An 18697-nucleotide genomic window follows, 5' to 3' on the forward strand; every position below is an offset into this window, starting at 1 on the left:
TTGTGGTTATACGTCGCGCTTTAGGCTGAACGCTGTAAGCTTTACGCATCTCCAGACTATGTTTTATAAAAAAAGAAGCTTGCTTTCATCCAACAAGAAGCTTCTTCTTAATAAAAAGGAAGCTTCCTTTATAACTTACAACTCATAAATCGAAAAGCCCCTATTTCCCTCAAGTGGATATTTTAACTTCTACTTCTATTCCTGTAAGTCTTAAATCTTATGTCTTATAAATTATAACTTATCACTCAAAACTTACAACTTACAACCCGCGTTAGGGATAGTAGTGGAAATCCTTTTGTAGAAATTGGATTTTCCTGTAATCACTTCCAATTTTCTTCTACAAAAGATTGCAACGGATAGCCCGACCGAAGGGAACGCTATAATAATACGCATTTGAATGAAGAATTTTTATATATTTAGGTTTTAAAATAAACAGGATATGAAACCATTTAATGTACGTGTATATGCGTTATTGGAACACAAGGGAAAGGTATTGGTGATTCACGAGCCGTTTCAGGGAGAGTTAATTTATAAGTTTCCTGGCGGTGGATTGGAGTTTGGTGAAGGAACAAAAGATTGTATAAGGAGAGAGATAAAAGAGGAATTGAATTTGAAAGTAGAAGTTCATGAACATTTTTATACACAAGATTTTTTTGTGCTGAATGCTTTTGATCCGACAGAACAGGTTTTATTGATTTATTATAAAGCGACAATTACAGAGAAAGCATTGGCTAAATTGAAAGTTTTGGATGCAGATATCAACGAATTGTTGTGGTTATCCAAAGAAGAATTGAATGTAGAGAAATTTACGCTAGATGCAGATAAAGTGGTCGTTGATTTGTATAAAAAAGAAAACTTCGAATCTTAAGACTCGAAGTTTATTATTTTTTGATCATCAAAATACTGTATAACGGCGTATTTCATTAACAAGGTTTGCTCATTTGTTTTAAGTGGTGGTAAATCTTCCAATAACTCAAAATGTGGCCAACCATCTGGATCTAATCCTTCGAAACGATAAAAACCAAAAGGTTCTAACACGCGACAAACTGCAATGTGTAATAAATTGAGTTTATCATCTTTTTTGAATCGTTTTTTTCCTTGTCCTAATTCTTGAACACCGATCAAAAAAAGAATCGTATCTAAATCTGGTCTTTCACCGTCTGTGAAATTTTGTTGAAAAAATTCTTCAATCAGTTTCCACTTGTTGGTGTTTGATGATGATTCTTCGGTAAATTTTGATATATCCATTTAGAATTTACGTCCTTTGTGACGCATATGTGGGTTTTGTAATTGCGAATTACTTACGTTGAAACGTTTCATTTGATCGTTCATCATTTTGATTTGATCAGTAAACATTCCTTTCGAATCGTTTTTCTTCGCTTCTTTAATATAACCTTCCGCTTCTTTCTTTTTACCTTTTGACATTGCAGCTCCAGCCAAAGATAAATTAGCCATTGCTCTGTCATGATCAAATGATAAACCGTAGTTTAAGGCTTCTTTCATATATTTTTCTGAAACCGAAACATTGTCCTGCGCTTCAGTAATTCCCATCATATAGTGGTAATATCCCATTTGTTTAGGAATTAATTCTGATGATGGATTTTTGATCTTTTGTAACCATTTTTTCGCTTTTGCCATATCCTCTTTACGTAAAAACCAGAAAGCTAACAAGATGTTTTCGTTTCTGAAATAGAATAAAATTGGAAATACAGCGACTAATAACGAAACAAATCCCCAACCGTATTCGCGAATGGTAAACAAAAAGATTGCTAAAGCGATTAATACAGCGGCGATTACTAATTTAATGTATTTGTTCATCGATTATAAATATGATTTGATATTATCTGCAATTTCGATCATTTTCTCGGCAGATAATTGAAGTTTTGGATTTGAGAAATTGATATCTTGCATTGTATTTAGAGGAACCAAATGCACATGTACATGTGGTACCTCTAAACCAACAACAGCTACGCCAACGCGTAGACAAGGTATTGCTTTTTCTATAGCTTGTGCAATTTCGTAAGAAAAGTCCATTAAACCTAAATAGGTTTCTTTGTCTAAATCGAAGATTTTATCGACTTCTTTTTTCGGGATAACCAATACATGACCTTCTACCAAAGGAAAAGCGTCCAAAATAGCGATGTACTTATCGTTTTCGGCAATTTTGTATGATGGTATTTCTCCGTTTATTATTTTAGTGAAAATGCTTGCCATATGTTTTTTAATTTTTGAAATCTTAGTCCAAAGATATTTCTAAAATTTCAAAATTTAAAGTCATTCCGTTAGGTAATTTAATTTCTGCAACTTCTCCAAGTGATTTTCCTAACAATCCTTTTGCGATTGGAGTATTCACAGAGATACGCATTTTAGCTAAATCAGCTTCAGATTCAGGTACCAAAGTGTACACTAATTCTTGTCCGTTCGCTGTATTTTTTATTTTAACTTTTGATAATATTGATACTTTAGAATGGTCTAATTTAGATTCATCAATTACGCGTGCATATGCTACAACTTCTTTCAATTTAGCAATTTGCATCTCTAACATTCCTTGAGCCTCTTTTGCAGCATCGTATTCTGCATTTTCAGATAAATCTCCTTTATCACGCGCATCAGCAATTTGTTGCGAAATTTTTGGACGCTCAAAAGTTTCTAACTGATGAAGCTCTTCACGCAACTTTTCTAATCCTTCTTTCGTTACATATTGTATATTTGCCATAACAACAATGTTTAATTAATTTTTTATTAAATAGGTCTTATAAAATAAATAATCCTACACATATGTAATACTATGCGCAGGACTATTTAGTTATTGTACTACAAAGATAATAAAAAAAATACAGCAAATTAAAAATGAAACAATTTATTAAAACGATTCTAAATAAGGTTATTTTGGTTAGTGTTTTTGCTGGCTTATTTCAAGGCTGCAATTCAGATGATGGTACAGTAAGTTGTGTGCCAAATACAATTGTGAATGTATCAATCAATATCAATTTACCATTATATTCTAATCTAAATAATCCAGGAGGATGGGTATATGTTGATGGAGCAACAGCAGGTTCTAGAGGTTTGATTGTGGTACGTACAGCTTCTGGTTTCAAAGCTTACGATCGTAATGCACCGCATATTTGTCCTGGTGCAGAAACCACTCTGTATGTAAAGAATGACATCAGTATTGTGTGTGATGCAGATAATTCTGAATGGATTTTATTGACAGGACAACCTACAAAAGTAGCGAATAGAGCGCCAAGAACTTACCAAGTATATGCAAGTCCAAATGGTGTGATTACCATAACGAATTAAATTTTTTATCTAAAGTTTTTTTAATTCACTCAAAAAATAATAATCTTTGCAGGCATCGAAATTATACTTCTTTATTATGCATGCATAAATTTTTCGAATTGTTTTTGAATTAAATTATTTTTAAAAAAAGATAATTTCGTTGTAAAGATTACTCAAATCCATTATTTTTGGTAAATCAAAATTTTATCAATTAAAAAATATTAATAATGAGCATTATTTCGCATATCCATGCAAGACAAATTTTAGATTCTCGTGGTAACCCAACTGTAGAAGTAGACGTGTATACAGAATCAGGTGTTTTAGGTCGTGCAGCTGTTCCATCAGGAGCATCTACAGGAGAGTATGAAGCAGTAGAATTACGTGATGGTGGAGACTTGTACTTAGGTAAAGGAGTTTTGAAAGCTATCGAGAATGTAAATGAAGTGATTGCTCCAGAATTAATTGGTTTTTCTGTTTTTGAACAAAATTTAATCGATCAAGTAATGATTGATTTAGACGGAACTGAAAACAAAGCTAAATTGGGTGCTAATGCAATTTTGGGTGTTTCTTTGGGGGTTGCAAAAGCTGCAGCAGAAGAATTAGGTTTACCATTGTTTAGATACATCGGTGGAGTTAATGCAAACACATTACCAGTTCCAATGATGAATATCGTAAATGGAGGTTCTCACTCTGATGCGCCTATTGCGTTCCAAGAATTCATGATTATGCCAGTTCAGGCAGCATCTTTTTCTGACGCTTTACGCAAAGGAACAGAAGTTTTTCATGCATTAAAGAAAATTTTACACGACCGTGGTTTATCTACAGCAGTAGGTGACGAAGGTGGATTTGCACCAACTTTTGATGGTACAGAAGATGCTTTAGATACTGTAATTTCTGCAATAGAAAAAGCAGGTTACAAAGCAGGTGAAGAAATTATGATTGCATTAGATTGTGCATCATCAGAATTCTATCACGATGGAAAATATGACTATACAAAATTCGAAGGAGAGAAAGGAGCTATCCGTACTTCTGCAGAGCAAGCAGCTTATTTAGCAGAATTGACAGAGAAATATCCAATTATTTCTATTGAAGATGGTATGGATGAAAACGATTGGGAAGGTTGGAAAATCTTAACAGATAAAATCGGTAAACGTGTTCAAATTGTTGGAGACGATTTATTGGTAACGAATGTAACTAAATTAGAAAAAGCAATTGATGCTGAAACAGCAAATTCTATCTTAGTAAAATTCAATCAAATTGGTACGTTAACAGAAACGATCAAAGCAGTACAAATGGCGCAAAATGCACGTTATACAGCAGTTATGTCTCATCGTTCTGGAGAAACAGAAGATGCTACAATTGCAGATTTAGCTGTTGCTTTGAACACAGGACAAATCAAAACTGGTTCTGCTTCTCGCTCTGATCGTATGGCGAAATACAACCAATTATTACGTATTGAAGAGATTCTAGGAGAAACTGCAATTTTTCCAGGGCTTAAGGCTTTTAAAGTTAAGCGATAAAATAATTTGAGACTGATATTTATCAGTCTCAAATTAATAAAAAAAGTGTAAATTACGCAATAAATAATATAAACTATAAAATGTCAGATAAGGTAATATTAAATTACAACGGAAATGAGTTGGAGCTACCTGTTACAACTGGTACAATGGATGAAAAATCTATTGATATTTCCAAGTTAAGAAGTGCTACTGGATTAATCACAATGGATCCAGGTTACAAAAATACAGGGGCATGCGAATCTAGAATTACATTTTTAGATGGTGAAGAAGGTAAGTTGATGTACCGTGGATATCCTATTGAACAATTAGCAGAGAAATCTTCTTTCGTAGAAGTAATGTATTTGTTAATCAAAGGAGAATTACCTACACAAGCTGAATTAGATAAATTTATCGCTGATATTAATGAGTATAACTATGTGTCAGAAGATTTAATCAAAATCTTAGATGCATTCCCAAGTTCTGCTCACCCAATGGGAGTATTAACATCTTTAACAGCTGCTTTATCAGCATTCAACCCAAAAGTTGTTGATGTTACTTCTCCAGATGATATGTACAAAGCGGCAGTTACTTTATTAGGTAAATTCCCAGTATTAGCGTCTTGGACACAAAGAAAAATTAAAGGATTACCAGTTAACTACTCTAACGATAAATTATCTTATGTAGAAAATTTTTATCAATTATTATTCAAAAAACCAGGTCAAGAATTAGACTTAGATCCAGTTATTATTGATGCAATTGACAAATTATTAATCTTACACGCAGATCATGAGCAAAACTGTTCTACATCAAGTGTACGTTTAGTAGGTTCTTCTCATGCAGGTTTATTTGCTTCTATCTCTGGAGGTATTTCTGCATTATGGGGACCATTACACGGAGGTGCTAACCAAGCAGTATTAGAAATGTTAGAAGCGATCAAAAATGATGGTGGAGATGTTGAAAAATACTTAGCTAAAGCAAAAGATAAAAACGATCCATTCCGTTTAATGGGATTCGGACACCGTGTTTATAAAAACTTTGACCCTCGTGCGAAAATCATCAAAGTAGCTGCGGATAACGTTTTAGAGAAATTAGGAATCAATGATCCTATTTTAGATATTGCGAAAAAATTAGAACAAGCTGCTTTAGAAGACGAGTATTTCAAATCAAGAAACTTATATCCAAACGTAGATTTCTATTCAGGAATTATCTACAAAGCGTTAGATATCCCAACTGAAATGTTTACAGTTATGTTTGCTGTTGGACGTCTACCAGGATGGATTGCACAATGGATGGAAATGCGCGAAACAAATCAACCAATTGGTCGCCCTCGTCAATTATACACAGGAGCACCATTACGTGATTATGTTGAAATTGAAAACAGATAAGAATTTTCTTATTTATCATATAATCCGAAAATCAAAGTTTGATTTTCGGATTTTTTTTAACAATTAATTTTTAGAGATTGTTTGTTTAAAATATGTTAAAACCTTATTTTTAAGTAAATTAAATTTTGTAACCATGAAATTTGAGAAAATACATAATAAAGGTCAAGCGCAAATCTTCGAAAACAAATACCTCGAAATGTTGACAAAAGGTCATCCCGCAGTTATTTGGGGAATGTACATTCCTCTACTTTCCTATTGTATTTATTATGGAATTTCTAGTTACGATTTATCAGTCTTAACAGTTGTCAGTCTATTTTTTGGAGCGATGTTATTTTGGACCTTGTTCGAATATTTTGCGCATCGTTATCTTTTTCATTGGACAGCCGAACAACCAAGTCTAAAACGAATTGTTTACATTTTTCACGGAAATCATCATCATTATCCACGCGATAAACAACGTTTGTTTATGCCTCCAGTTCCAAGTATTCTTTTGGCGTCAATTATTTTTTTGATTCAATATTTAATTTTAGGGAAATACACCTTTGCTTTCTTTCCTGGTTTTATGATTGGTTATTTATTGTATGCGTCTATGCATTATTTGATTCATGCTGTTGCGCCGCCTTTCAAGTTTATGAAACCTCTTTGGCGCAATCATCATTTGCATCATTATAAAAACGAAGAGTTAGGTTTTGGAGTGTCAAATACATTTTGGGATCGAGCTTTTGGAACGATGTTCGACCTAAAGAATGAAAAAGAAGACAAAGAAAAAGTAAAAGAATTGATGTTTGAGAAGAAAAGTTAATATGAATAGTATCAAAACTATAATACTTTTGTTGTTATTTTCTAATTTGCTTTTTGCTCAAGAAATAAAAGAAAATTTTTCTGCTGAATTAGTGGTTTTAAATGATGAAAATTTAAAAGAAATAATTACGAATATAAATCTTAATGATTATTGTATTAATAAAGGCTATGTTTGGTATTTAAATTATAAAAAAGATTATTTACAATTATCAAGTATTTCTAGATACAAACTTTATGGAATAAAGACTAATTATTATGCAACTATGATTAATAATAACCTTATTTTCATAAGATTAAATAAAGAAAATGATTCGATTTTTAAGAAGTTAGGATTCAGGATTAATTTAAATGATTTCAAATCAAATATAATCTCAACTGGACCTCATACTACTTCTTGGTATTTTAAAAAGGTAAATGAAAAAACAGAATTGGTAAAAGAAAATATCTTTCCATGTGTTTATAATTAGATGTTTGAGAAGAAAAGTTAATTTTTCGTATCTTCCGTCAAATTAAGTTTACACAAAAAATGAAAAAATATACTTTACTTGCGATTGGACTGCTTGCTTTCAATCAAGCAAACGCGCAATATTCTAAAGAAAATCAAAAGAAATATGTCGAAGAATTAGCTTCTGATGCTATGCAAGGTCGAAAATTTGGAACGCCCGAAAATCGATTGGCTGCTGAATTGATTGCTGAAAAATTCAAACAAAATAAATTAAAACCTTGTGTTGGTGATTCATATTTAATCGAATTTGAATATAAAGGGAAAACGGGACAAAATGTTTGTGGAATCAAAGAAGGGAAATCGTCTGATATTTATGCTGTAGGTGCGCATTTTGATCATGTTGGAACAGATGACAAAGGCGATGATAAAGTTTTTAATGGTGCGGATGATAATGCAAGTGGAACTTCGGCTGTAATGGCTTTATCTGATTATTTCAAAAATAAAAAAGTTAAACAAACCATGATGTTTATGGCTTTTGATGCTGAAGAAATTGGATTAATTGGTTCTAAAATGTTGGTAGAAAATACAGATTTTCAGTCTTATTTACCAAATATGAAAGTGATGTTGAATCTTGAAATGATTGGAACTGTTTCTGCTTTTGGTGAAGGAAAAGTGTATATGACGGGTAGCGATCGTTCGGATTTGATGAATTTGATGAACAACAATTCGACTAAAACATTTAAAGTTGAAAACGATCCTTATTTACAACAACAATTATTTTATCGTTCGGATAATGTAAATTTTGTAAATCATAAAGTGGTATCACATGCGCTTTCTTCTGTAAACATGGAAAATCAACATCATTATCATCAAAAAAATGATGAAGTTTCGGTGATTAATTTCGAAAATCTGTCAGAAATTACACAAGGAATTGGACATTCTTTATACGAAATGATGAAGAAAAATATTCAACCAAAATATAACAACTAATGGATAAAGCAATTAATATTGTTAGTATTGCGGTTATTGTAATTTTATTGTTAGCGTTTTTATCAGAAAAATTTTTCCCAATAAAAGGTCTTGAATTGTTTTATGAGAAAAAGTTTTATCTCGCAATTATCTATTTAATTTTAAGAGTTTCCAGAATTTATATTCTTCGAAAATCAAAATAAATTTTTAAATCCGTTCCAATTTCAGAACGGATTTTTTAGTACCTTTTATTCACTTAAAAGAAATGTATGGAGGGTTATTTAGGAATCGTTTTGCGCTGTATTTCGGTGTATTTTTTTATGTTAATTGCACTTAGAATTTTTGGAAAACAACAATTATCGCAATTAAATACGGCAGATGTTATTTTGATTTTATTGATTAGTAATGCTGTTCAAAATGCTATGGTTGGTTCAGATTCGAGCTTACAAGGAGGATTGATAGCAGCTTTTGTATTGTTTCTTTTAAATTTTATTGTCAAAAAGATAATGCTAAAAAATAAATTTTTAGGAAACTTAATTGAACAAAAACCCGAAATTTTAATCCGTAATGGAAAAGCAGATTTTACGATGTTGAGCAAATTGGGAATTAATTCGGAAGAATTGAACGAAGCAATGCGCGAACATGGTGTGGAGCATATCAAAGATGTAAAATTGGCAATGATGGAGATTGACGGAAATATTTCAATCGTCACAACAGATAAAAATCAGTTTAAGGAAACACATTATAAACGCAAACATAATCACAAAAATTTACAGGGAGTTAATTAATTTGTAACAATTTAGATTATACATATACTTATATTAAAACTAAATCTATGAGCAAATTTATCAATCCAATTAGTTATTTTCTTTTTGCAATTATATTATTTTTGATTCTTTCTAATAAATTTTTCCCAATCGAAGCTTTAGAAGAATTATATAAATATAGAATTGTTCTGATTATTCTTTATGTTGTTTTAAGAGTGTTAAAACATTATGTATTCAAAGAAAAACAAATAATAAATGAATGATTTAGTAAACGGGATTATCAAACAATTCCAGTATTATAAACAATTGGGTGAAAAAACATTTTCGCAATTATCAGATGAAGAATTGTTTTGGCAATACAATGAAAACTCTAATAGCATTGCGATTATCGTGAATCATCTTTCAGGAAATATGTTGTCGCGTTGGACTGATTTTTTGACAACAGATGGTGAAAAAGAGTGGCGAAATCGTGATGAAGAATTTGAAGATACAATCAAAACGAAACAACAATTTTTAGATAAATGGGAGAAAGGTTGGAAGTGTTTGTTTGATGCTTTAGCACAAATCAAAACGGATGAAGATTTACAACAAATCATCTATATCCGAAATGAAGGACACACGGTAATAGAAGCCATAAATCGTCAATTGGCGCATTATCCTTATCATGTTGGTCAAATTGTTTTTATAGGAAAATTAATAAAAGACAATGATTGGAACTCACTTTCGATTCCGAAGAATAAATCAGCAGATTATAATCAAACGAAATTTTCGGTAGATAAGAAAACACAGCATTTTACCGATGAGTTTTTAGATGATAAAGAAAAATAAAAAAAGCTCCATTCGGAGCTTTTCAAGTTTTACGCTAAATTTTCTTCTTTTTGTAAAAGCATTTTATAAATTAATCCACCTACAATTGCACCTGCAATAGGAGCTACCCAGAATAACCATAATTGCGTTAAAGGTTCGCCGCCTACAAAAATAGCTTGTGATGTAGAACGGGCAGGATTTACAGATGTGTTAGTGATTGGAATAGAAATTAAATGAATTAATGTTAAAGCCAAACCAATTGCAATTCCAGCAAATTTTCCGTTTGCAAATTTATCTGTAGCACCTAAAATAACAATTAAGAAGAAGGCTGTTAAGACAAATTCAATTAGAAAAGCAGATAACATGCTATAACCATGTGGAGAAAAGGCTCCATATCCATTGGAAGCGAATGCACCAGCTTTGGTATTGTCAATTGCAAAATCTGAGTTTCCAGATGAGATTAAGTATAATACACCAGCTGCAGCAATTGCTCCGAGTACTTGTGAAATAATATAAGGAATAAGTTGTTTTCCATCAAATCGTCCTCCAGCAAATAATCCGAAAGAGACAGCAGGGTTGAAATGTCCTCCAGAAATATGACCAACTGCATAAGCCATTGTTAATACAGTAAGACCAAATGCTAATGCAACACCAGCGTAACCAATTCCTAATTCGGGAATACCAGCTGCAAAGATTGCACTACCACAACCTCCGAAAACTAACCAAAAAGTACCGAAAAACTCGGCAGCATAATTTTTCATAAATGTTTTAATATTAAAAGTTTAGTTAGAATGAATTTAAAAAAAAAATTAAGAAATACAAACATTTTAAACATTTAAATTATTTCAATAAAAAAAATCGCTCCGATTTCTCAGAGCGATTTGTATTTAAAAATATATTCTTTCTAGAATAATTAATCCATATAGGCTTCGATAGGAGCACACGTACAGATTAAGTTACGATCTCCGTAAGCATCATCAATACGAGAAACAGATGCAAAGAATTTACGTTCGCGAACCCATTCTGCTGGATATGCAGCTTTAGAACGAGAGTAAGGATATTCCCACTCGTCTGCTGTAATCAAGTGAATTGGGTGAGGCGCGTTGTGTAATACATTGTTGTCAACTGGATAATCTCCGTTTGCAACTTCGTCGATTTCTTGACGAATGGAAATTAATGCATCACAAAAACGATCTAATTCTGCTTTATTCTCAGATTCTGTTGGCTCAACCATCAATGTTCCAGCAACTGGGAAAGATACTGTTGGTGCGTGGAATCCGTAATCAATCAAACGTTTTGCAATATCAGTTACTTCAATTCCTGCTTTTTTGAATGGACGACAATCTAAGATAAATTCGTGCGCAACTACATTGTTTCCATTTGTATATAAGATATCAAAATGTTTCTCTAAACGAGTTTTCATGTAATTAGCATTCAAGATTGCACCTTGTGTCGCTTTCAATAAACCTTCTGCACCTAACATTAAAATGTAAGAGTAAGAAATAGGTAAAATAAATGCAGAACCATAAGGAGCTGCAGCAAATGTATTTGTCGCTTCTTTTCCTCCAGTTTCGATGATTGGAGAAGATCCTAAGAAAGGAGCTAAATGTGCTTTTACACAAATTGGTCCTACACCAGGTCCTCCACCTCCGTGAGGAATAGCGAATGTTTTGTGTAAGTTTAAGTGACAAACGTCTGCACCAATATTTCCTGGAGAAGTTAATCCAACTTGCGCATTCATGTTTGCACCGTCCATATAAACTTGACCTCCGTATGCGTGAATCATTTCAGTAACTTCTTCGATATTGCTATCAAAAGCGCCATAAGTTGATGGATAAGTAATCATCAATGCAGCTAAGTTATCTTTGTGTTTTTCACATTTTTCTTTCAAATCAACTAAATCTGTTTCACCAGATTCTAAGTTTTTCACAACAACAACTTGCATTCCAGCCATTGCAGCAGAAGCAGGGTTAGTTCCGTGAGCAGATTGTGGAATCAACGCTACATTTCTGTGTCCTTCTCCTTTTGCCTCAAAGTAAGAACGAATAACCATTAAACCTGCATATTCTCCTTGTGCACCAGAATTTGGTTGTAAAGAAGTTGCATCAAAACCTGTAATTACAGCTAAATAATCTTCTAAGTTTTTGATTAATGTTTGGTAACCTTCTACTTGATCTTTTGGAGTGAAAGGGTGTACATTCCCCATTCTTTCCCAAGACATATGCAATAATTCTGTTGCAGCATTCAATTTCATTGTACAAGAACCTAATGCAATCATCGATTGATTAAGCGCTAAATCTTTACGCTCTAAACGTTTGATGTAACGCATTAATTCTGTTTCTGTATGATATAAATTGAAGTTTTCGTGTGTTAAGAAATCAGAAGTTCTGATTAAATCTTGAGGTAAATAAGAATCATCTACTTCAAATTCGAAACCATCTTCTGTATTTTTAATTGTTGCAAAAACACTTAAAATCTCGAAAATATCTTCTTCAGAAGTCATCTCATCAATTGTGATAGAAATTTTTCCGTTCTCGAATCCATTTACATTAATTTCTTCTTCTGCAAAAATCTTCACAATTTCGTCAGAGTTTTCAACCTCAATTTGAATTGTATCGAAGAAATTTGTATTCACTAATTTAAATCCTAAATGCTCTAAACCTCCGTGTAAAACAGCTGCTTTAGTATGGATTTGATCAGCGATATATTGTAAACCATCTTTTCCGTGGTAAACCGCGTAGAAAGATGCCATAACAGCTAATAAAACCTGAGCAGTACAAATGTTAGAAGTTGCCTTCTCACGTTTGATGTGTTGCTCACGAGTTTGTAAAGCCATACGTAAAGCATAGTTTCCTAAACGATCCTGAGAAGCTCCAATGATACGACCTGGAATTACACGTTTGTAATCTTCTGTACATGACATGAAAGCTGCGTGTGGTCCACCGTATCCCATTGGAACACCAAAACGTTGTGATGTACCTACAACAATTTCAGCTCCCCATTCACCTGGAGGTGTTAATAAAGTTAGCGCTAATAAATCAGTTGCAACAGCCACTTTAACATTTACTTCATTTGCTTTCTCTACGAAAGTTTTGTAGTTGTTGATTTGACCACCTTTTCCGATGTATTGAACGATAGCTCCAAAATATTCTTCAGTAATTTCAGTTGTTTCAAAGTTTCCAACAACTAATTCAATTCCTAAACCGTGTGCTTTCGTTTCCAAAACCGCTACAGATTGAGGGAATAAATTATCTGCTACAAAAAATTTGTTGACATTGTTTTTCTTTTGATCACGAGAACGAGATTCAAATAACATGTGCATTGCTTCACCACATGCAGTACCTTCGTCTAATAAAGAGGCATTTGCGATAGGTAAACCTGTTAAATCAGAAATAACAGTTTGGAAATTTAATAAAGCTTCTAAACGTCCTTGCGCAATTTCCGCTTGGTATGGTGTATAAGCTGTGTACCAACCAGCATTTTCTAATACATTACGTTGAATTGGCGCTGGTAAAATTGTACCATAATATCCATATCCAAGATAATTTTTTACTTTTTTATTTTTTGAAGCGATTTCAGCTAAATGATTAATAGCTTCAAATTCTGATAAAGCTTCTGGTAGATCCAAAGCATTTTTCAATCGAATGTTCTGAGGAACTGTTGCCTCAATTAAAGAATCAATAGAATCTTTCCCAATTACAGAAAGCATTTCAGCTGCTTGCTGCGCATTGTTTCCAATATGTCTAATGGAAAAATCGTTTGTGTTCATTGTGTTTGCGCTATGTTTATTTTCGCGTAAAAATACGTTTTTTTATCTTAAAATAAAAGTGAATAACAATCTTAAAAATTAATTGAATGAATAGATTAGAATTTTATTTTTTTAGAAATAAATGTGAATAAAAACTTTCTTTTTTTTCAAAAAATAGTAATATTGGCAATAGAATTGAGATAAATAATTCGGTAGAATTTCTTAAATTTATTCTACGTTTAAAAAAATCTATGAAAACAAACGATTTTATGGAACTTAATGAAAATACTTCTGAAGTCAAAAAAGAAAAAAAATTTCCATTCTTAAAGAAATTGGAAATAATGATGGAAGAGGCGAAATTAGAGGATGCGAAAAAATCTAAAATGAAACGTGTTCATAAAAAAGGTAATTCGCAAATCGCTAAAAAAATGGGGGAAGAAGCCGTAGAAATGGTGATTGCTTCGGAACAAGATAACGACGAAAACTTTTTGGAAGAATCGGCAGATGTTTTCTTTTATTACCTTATGGCTTTACATGCGCGTGGTTTTGAATTGAAAGATGTTTTGGAGATTCTAAAGAAAAGGTACAAAAAATAATTAACACCTTACACTGATATGCAAAAGGGCGGAACGTCGATGAAATTAATAATTGCCGTAGTAATTGTTATTTTTTCTGTTATAAAATATTTTTCTTCTTCGGAAGTCAATGAAATTACGGGCGAAAAGCAATATATTTCATTAACTAAAGATGACGAAATTGCAATGGGAATTAATTCGGCTCCGCAAATGGCTCAAGAGTTTGGTGGACTATCTCGTAATGCGCAATACCAAGAGCTTGTAAAACGAGTAGGCGCTAAAGTGGTCAATACTAGTGATGCGCATAAAACGAATTATCCATTTCAGTTTTATGTGTTGGCAGATAATCGTACTGTAAATGCTTTTGCATTGCCTGGTGGACCAATTTTTATTACCGAAGCCTTGTTGACTCGTTTGCAAAACGAAGATCAATTGGCTGGAGTTTTGGGACACGAAGTTGGTCACGTTATTGCGCGCCATAGTGCAGAACAAATGTCGAAACAAGAGCTTTCGCAAGGAATTGCAGGTGCGGCTGGCGTTGCCGCTGGAGATGCAAATTCGGCTTATTATGCACAAGTTGTGGCAAATATGGTGAATATGAAATATGGTCGTGATGATGAATTGGAGTCTGATGATTTGGGCGTTCGATTTATGATTCAGGCAGGATATAATCCAGAAGCATTGATTGGTGTAATGGATATTTTGGAAGAAGCTTCGGGTGGAAGTCAAGTTCCAGAATTCCAAAGTACACATCCATCACCATCAAATCGTCGCGAAAAAATAAAAGCTGCCATTGAGAAATATAAAAATCAGTAGATTTTAATTCGTTGTAATGATAAGAAATATACTTCTATTAGTTCTTTTATTCACAAATATTACATTTTCTCATGCTCAAGATTATGATCAAATCAGCAAAGAAATTTGTAAATCATTTAAAAAGAAAAAACCAGCTAAAAATTTATTTGATTTTAATAAATATTTCAATACTGATGCAGTAGACTTTTTAATATCAGATGTAAACATCTTTCAGTTCAATCTACAAAAGAGTTTGATTAAAAATTGTACTGAATTTCCTTATATTGAAAATTATTCTTTGGTTCCTTTTTCAAATGTTGTTGATTTAGAAAAAGTTTTTAATAGAGAAGAGTTAGCAAAACTTGAAAAACAATTAAAGAAAATTCAAAAGACCAATCGTTTTCAGCTATTTATAATTTCTACGGATGATTATTTTCCAAATGAAAATATAATAGATTATTCATTTTCAATCCTTAATAACAATAGTTCTGATCGATTTCAAAAGGGAAATATGATAATTGTGTTTAATTTAAAATCAAGAGAAGTTAGAATTTCGACGAATGATATTGCTCGAAATATAATTTCTGACGATTTTTCTCAAAAGCTAATTGATGAGGTAGTTGTTCCAAACTTTAGTGAGGAAAAGTATTTTAAAGGAATCAATGAAGCTATTGTAAAAATTAATGAAAAAATAGTTGTAGAAGATTAAATAATTTAAACAGAGGTTAATAAAATGAAAGTACATTTTTCATTCCTTGAAGTTTTATATCTTGCTCAAGTCATTTGTTGTTTTTTATTTATTAAATACACAGATGGATTAGGCTATATGCAAGGAAATGATTTTTATTATACTTCCCAATTACAATCTTCTGGAGGTGAAGATGAAGTTTCAATTTATAGTTTAGGATTGATAACAATACTATTTTTATTCATTAGCATTCTTTCAAAAAGGAAATATAGAGTATTATCATTTTATTTGTTGTTTGCTTATTTTTCACTTTTTTTAATTCAAATGGGAGAAATAGATTCAACAATATTAAATGGAAACTTTGTTCTCTTGATAATTGTAGTAATAAACCTTTTATTGACTTTTTATTTTTGGGTAATTCTTTTTAAGAAGATTAAAAACTATTTGAATCAAGAAGTTTAAAACTTAATCTAAAAACTTCGCTTTTAATTCAGGAGTAGGTAACCAACAACTTTCTTGTTTTCCAAACCAACGATAACGATTTTTCGCAATAAAACTATAAACCACATCGCGCAAAGGCTTTGGAACAATCATAAAAATAGTCAACCACGAAGTTATTCCGTCCAAATATTTAGCAATTTTTAGCGCAGCAGATGATTTGGTATAAAATTTATCATCTTCAATAAAAACGATAGAATCAAATTTTGAGGCATCCAAATTATTTTCTTTCAAGAAATTTTGTCCAAAATCAGATTGTAATGAAGCAAACTGAAATTGATTTTTATCGTCATGTTCAATCACAAATTGAACAGATTGATTGCATAAATTGCAAATTCCATCAAACAAAATAATTTTCCTCGTTTTCATACAATAAATATACGACAAAAGTAGCTAAACTCTAAAGGTTATTTTTAAATTAGCCAAAATTAACAATCAATCATGTTTAGCGAATATTTATTCCGAAAAGTTGATAATTCTCCACTTGTAATTTTCCGAATAATCTTTGGTTTATTAATTGTTGCAGAATGTTGGGGAGCCATTTTTACAGGTTGGGTACAAACAAATTTTGTTGAACCGCACATTACATTTTCGTTCATCGGATTCGAGTGGACAAATGTTTTCTTGGGACAAAATATGATTTATTTGTACGTGCTCATGGGAATTTTAGGCTGGTTTATCGTGTTTGGATTTGCTTATCGATTTTCAATTATCGTATTTTCTATTTTATGGTCGTTGACGTATTTCATGCAAAAAACAAGCTACAACAACCATTATTATCTGTTTATGCTAGTTTCGTGGATGATGACGATAATTCCTGCGCATCATTTCTTTTCGATTGATAGTTTGATTTTTCCGAAAATAAAACGTCTAACCATGCGCAATTGGGTACCAACATTATTCATTATCCAGTTATTGATTGTGTATGTTTTTGCGGCTTTTGCAAAGATTTATCCAGATTGGTTTAACGGTGTTTTTCTACAAATGAAATTCCACGAATATGGCGATTTATTAACAACAAAATATAATTTGATTGGATTAGGAAAAGTTGTAAGTAGTTTAGAGTTTGCACAAGTTTTTGCTTGGGGAGGATTCTTTTTCGATTTATTGATTATTCCTGCAATGTTGATGAACAGAACGCGTGGAATTGCTTTCAAATGTGCTGTAGCCTTTCATATTTTCAATTCTGCAGTTTTCGGGATTGGAATATTTCCTTTCTTTGCTTTGGCAATGTTAATTTTCTTTTATGATCCCGTTAAGATTCAGGAAGTTGTTTTTCCTAAAAAATCATTTATGATGGATCGTTCAGATGATGATAATTTATTGACAACTCGTCGTGTCATGTTCTCTTATTTGATGTTTTTCTACGTAGTTTGGCAAATATATTTACCTGTTCGCCATTACTTTATTCCCGGAAATGTTTTTTGGACAGAGGAAGGTCATCGCATGGCTTGGCGAATGATGTTGCGTAATAAAGCGGGTGAAGTTGTGGTATATGTTTCGAAACCAGATCCACAGAAAAAAGGTAAATTCTTGAAACGCGAGAAAGTAGATTTGACTAAATATCTAACCTTTAAACAAATGTCAAAAATGGCGGTTAGCCCAGATATGATGTGGCAATTTGCACGTTATGTAAAATATGATTATGCGAAAAATGGTGTGAAAGATGTCAAAGTTTTTGTGGATGCAAAAGTTTCTGTCAATGGTAGCGATTATTATCAATTTACAAATCCAAATTACAATTTAGCTTATACAACTTGGAGTTATTTTGGTCATCAAAAATGGATTCAGCCAACACCAAAAGAGTTGAATTTATCTTATTTTGAATAAATTTATGTAACTTTATAGGACAACAATCAAAGAAATACAATTATGAAATATACATTATTCGCAATAGCTTTTTCGGTTTTATTATTTTCTTGTGGTAATAAGGAAGATAATGGAGTAAGTGCTTACAAAGGTTTGGATAAGCAAAAGCAAGAACAAAAAGATTTGGATAGTATTGGGAAGGAAGCGCAACAAACGTTTGATGATTTCAAATTGGCGTTGTCGATGAAAGATACAACGACAACTAATTTTATTGTCAAACAAATGTATGATATTCCGAATGCGACACAAAAAGAGCATATTTGGATTCGTGATGTATATTCGGACAACGATCAATTAAAAGGAATTGTGGACAACGTTCCACAATACACAAAATTGGTTAAACACAATGATACAATTGTGATAGATCCAACTAAATTATCAGATTGGATGTATTATAAAGGTGATAAAATGATTGGTGGATTTACAATAAAATATATGCGTAGTAAAATGACTGATGCGCAGAAAAAAGAGTTTGATAAACAATATAAAGTAAAGTTTGAGGATTAATTTCTGCTCAAAAATAATAAAATCAAAAAGGCAATCTTTCGTTAGATTGCCTTTTAATTTTGAAA

At 32.1% G+C, this 18697-nt stretch carries 22 protein-coding genes; 15 read left to right on the plus strand and 7 right to left on the minus strand.

Translation table 11 applies throughout. The features are described 5' to 3' along the window. Positions 1–439: 439 nt before the first annotated feature. On the plus strand, positions 440–868 hold the full coding sequence (locus tag N5D03_RS12965) for an NUDIX domain-containing protein (protein ID WP_280051886.1): 429 nt from the start codon (positions 440–442) through the stop codon (positions 866–868). Here N5D03_RS12965 and N5D03_RS12970 read toward each other — a convergent pair. The 4 genes from N5D03_RS12970 to greA are packed head-to-tail and all read right to left on the minus strand — an operon-like array spanning position 865 to position 2716. Further along, positions 865–1248 carry a hypothetical protein gene (locus N5D03_RS12970; RefSeq protein WP_280050265.1) on the minus strand — a complete coding sequence of 128 codons (384 nt, stop codon included), beginning with the start codon at positions 1246–1248 and terminating at the stop codon, positions 865–867. The two genes, N5D03_RS12965 and N5D03_RS12970, sit on opposite strands and share 4 nt — an antisense overlap. Next, positions 1249–1818 carry a DUF2892 domain-containing protein gene (locus tag N5D03_RS12975; protein ID WP_280050267.1) on the minus strand — a complete coding sequence of 190 codons (570 nt, stop codon included), beginning with the start codon at positions 1816–1818 and terminating at the stop codon, positions 1249–1251. It abuts the gene before it with no gap. Between the two features lie 3 nt (positions 1819–1821). Next, on the minus strand, positions 1822–2214 hold the full coding sequence (locus tag N5D03_RS12980; protein ID WP_114999218.1) for an HIT domain-containing protein: 393 nt from the start codon (positions 2212–2214) through the stop codon (positions 1822–1824). A 22-nt stretch (positions 2215–2236) separates the two neighbouring features. Continuing rightward, a complete protein-coding gene (gene greA, locus N5D03_RS12985) occupies positions 2237–2716 on the minus strand; it encodes a transcription elongation factor GreA (protein ID WP_219035369.1) in 480 nt (159 codons plus the stop codon). A gap of 134 nt (positions 2717–2850) precedes the next feature. Here greA and N5D03_RS12990 point away from each other — a divergent pair, with 134 nt between their 5' ends. From N5D03_RS12990 to N5D03_RS13025, 8 genes are all read left to right on the plus strand, one after another. After that, positions 2851–3300 carry a hypothetical protein gene (locus N5D03_RS12990; protein ID WP_280051887.1) on the plus strand — a complete coding sequence of 150 codons (450 nt, stop codon included), beginning with the start codon at positions 2851–2853 and terminating at the stop codon, positions 3298–3300. Between the two features lie 206 nt (positions 3301–3506). Beyond that, positions 3507–4799, plus strand: coding sequence for a phosphopyruvate hydratase (gene eno, locus N5D03_RS12995; protein ID WP_280051888.1), 1293 nt, complete (start codon positions 3507–3509; stop codon positions 4797–4799). A gap of 80 nt (positions 4800–4879) precedes the next feature. Then, positions 4880–6163: a citrate synthase gene (locus N5D03_RS13000; protein WP_219035370.1), complete on the plus strand. Its 1284-nt coding sequence runs from the start codon at positions 4880–4882 to the stop codon at positions 6161–6163. A 133-nt stretch (positions 6164–6296) separates the two neighbouring features. Continuing rightward, positions 6297–6965 (plus strand): sterol desaturase family protein, encoded by a 669-nt coding sequence (locus N5D03_RS13005; RefSeq protein ID WP_280051890.1) that lies wholly within the window; start codon positions 6297–6299, stop codon positions 6963–6965. A 1-nt stretch (position 6966) separates the two neighbouring features. Next, positions 6967–7431, plus strand: a complete 465-nt coding sequence (locus tag N5D03_RS13010) for a hypothetical protein (RefSeq protein ID WP_280050277.1) — start codon at positions 6967–6969, stop codon at positions 7429–7431. Positions 7432–7490: 59 nt separating this feature from the next. Further along, complete coding sequence (locus N5D03_RS13015; protein ID WP_280037520.1) at positions 7491–8399, plus strand: M28 family peptidase; 909 nt, start codon at positions 7491–7493, stop codon at positions 8397–8399. Between the two features lie 248 nt (positions 8400–8647). Beyond that, positions 8648–9166, plus strand: coding sequence for a YetF domain-containing protein (locus N5D03_RS13020; protein ID WP_280051891.1), 519 nt, complete (start codon positions 8648–8650; stop codon positions 9164–9166). 234 nt (positions 9167–9400) lie between these two features. Next, positions 9401–9973 carry a DUF1572 family protein gene (locus tag N5D03_RS13025; RefSeq protein ID WP_280051893.1) on the plus strand — a complete coding sequence of 191 codons (573 nt, stop codon included), beginning with the start codon at positions 9401–9403 and terminating at the stop codon, positions 9971–9973. 29 nt (positions 9974–10002) lie between these two features. Here N5D03_RS13025 and aqpZ read toward each other — a convergent pair whose 3' ends face one another. Continuing rightward, entirely contained in the window at positions 10003–10713 is a 711-nt protein-coding gene (aqpZ, locus tag N5D03_RS13030) for an aquaporin Z (protein WP_280050284.1), read from the minus strand. A gap of 152 nt (positions 10714–10865) precedes the next feature. Next, positions 10866–13721 (minus strand): aminomethyl-transferring glycine dehydrogenase, encoded by a 2856-nt coding sequence (gene gcvP / locus N5D03_RS13035; protein WP_280051894.1) that lies wholly within the window; start codon positions 13719–13721, stop codon positions 10866–10868. A 230-nt stretch (positions 13722–13951) separates the two neighbouring features. On the opposite strand from gcvP, the gene hisE reads away from it, so the two are divergent. The 4 genes from hisE to N5D03_RS13055 are packed head-to-tail and all read left to right on the plus strand — an operon-like array spanning position 13952 to position 16220. After that, the gene (gene hisE, locus N5D03_RS13040; RefSeq protein ID WP_038333824.1) at positions 13952–14296 is read left to right on the plus strand and encodes a phosphoribosyl-ATP diphosphatase; all 345 of its coding nucleotides are present in this window, start codon (positions 13952–13954) and stop codon (positions 14294–14296) included. A gap of 18 nt (positions 14297–14314) precedes the next feature. Beyond that, positions 14315–15091 carry a M48 family metalloprotease gene (locus N5D03_RS13045; protein WP_280051896.1) on the plus strand — a complete coding sequence of 259 codons (777 nt, stop codon included), beginning with the start codon at positions 14315–14317 and terminating at the stop codon, positions 15089–15091. A 16-nt stretch (positions 15092–15107) separates the two neighbouring features. Continuing rightward, positions 15108–15779, plus strand: coding sequence for a TPM domain-containing protein (locus tag N5D03_RS13050; RefSeq protein WP_280051897.1), 672 nt, complete (start codon positions 15108–15110; stop codon positions 15777–15779). A gap of 24 nt (positions 15780–15803) precedes the next feature. Further along, the gene (locus N5D03_RS13055) at positions 15804–16220 is read left to right on the plus strand and encodes a hypothetical protein (protein WP_280051898.1); all 417 of its coding nucleotides are present in this window, start codon (positions 15804–15806) and stop codon (positions 16218–16220) included. A 3-nt stretch (positions 16221–16223) separates the two neighbouring features. Here the strand turns inward: N5D03_RS13055 and N5D03_RS13060 are convergent, their stop codons facing one another. After that, positions 16224–16625: a thiol-disulfide oxidoreductase DCC family protein gene (locus N5D03_RS13060; RefSeq protein ID WP_280051899.1), complete on the minus strand. Its 402-nt coding sequence runs from the start codon at positions 16623–16625 to the stop codon at positions 16224–16226. A gap of 72 nt (positions 16626–16697) precedes the next feature. Here N5D03_RS13060 and N5D03_RS13065 point away from each other — a divergent pair, with 72 nt between their 5' ends. Continuing rightward, positions 16698–18086 (plus strand): HTTM domain-containing protein, encoded by a 1389-nt coding sequence (locus N5D03_RS13065; RefSeq protein WP_114999246.1) that lies wholly within the window; start codon positions 16698–16700, stop codon positions 18084–18086. Between the two features lie 42 nt (positions 18087–18128). After that, positions 18129–18632 (plus strand): DUF2314 domain-containing protein, encoded by a 504-nt coding sequence (locus tag N5D03_RS13070; RefSeq protein ID WP_114999247.1) that lies wholly within the window; start codon positions 18129–18131, stop codon positions 18630–18632. Positions 18633–18697 lie beyond the last annotated feature (65 nt).

The organism is Empedobacter sp. GD03861, assembly GCF_029840885.1.
Taxonomy (GTDB): Bacteria; Bacteroidota; Bacteroidia; order Flavobacteriales; family Weeksellaceae; genus Empedobacter; species Empedobacter falsenii_B.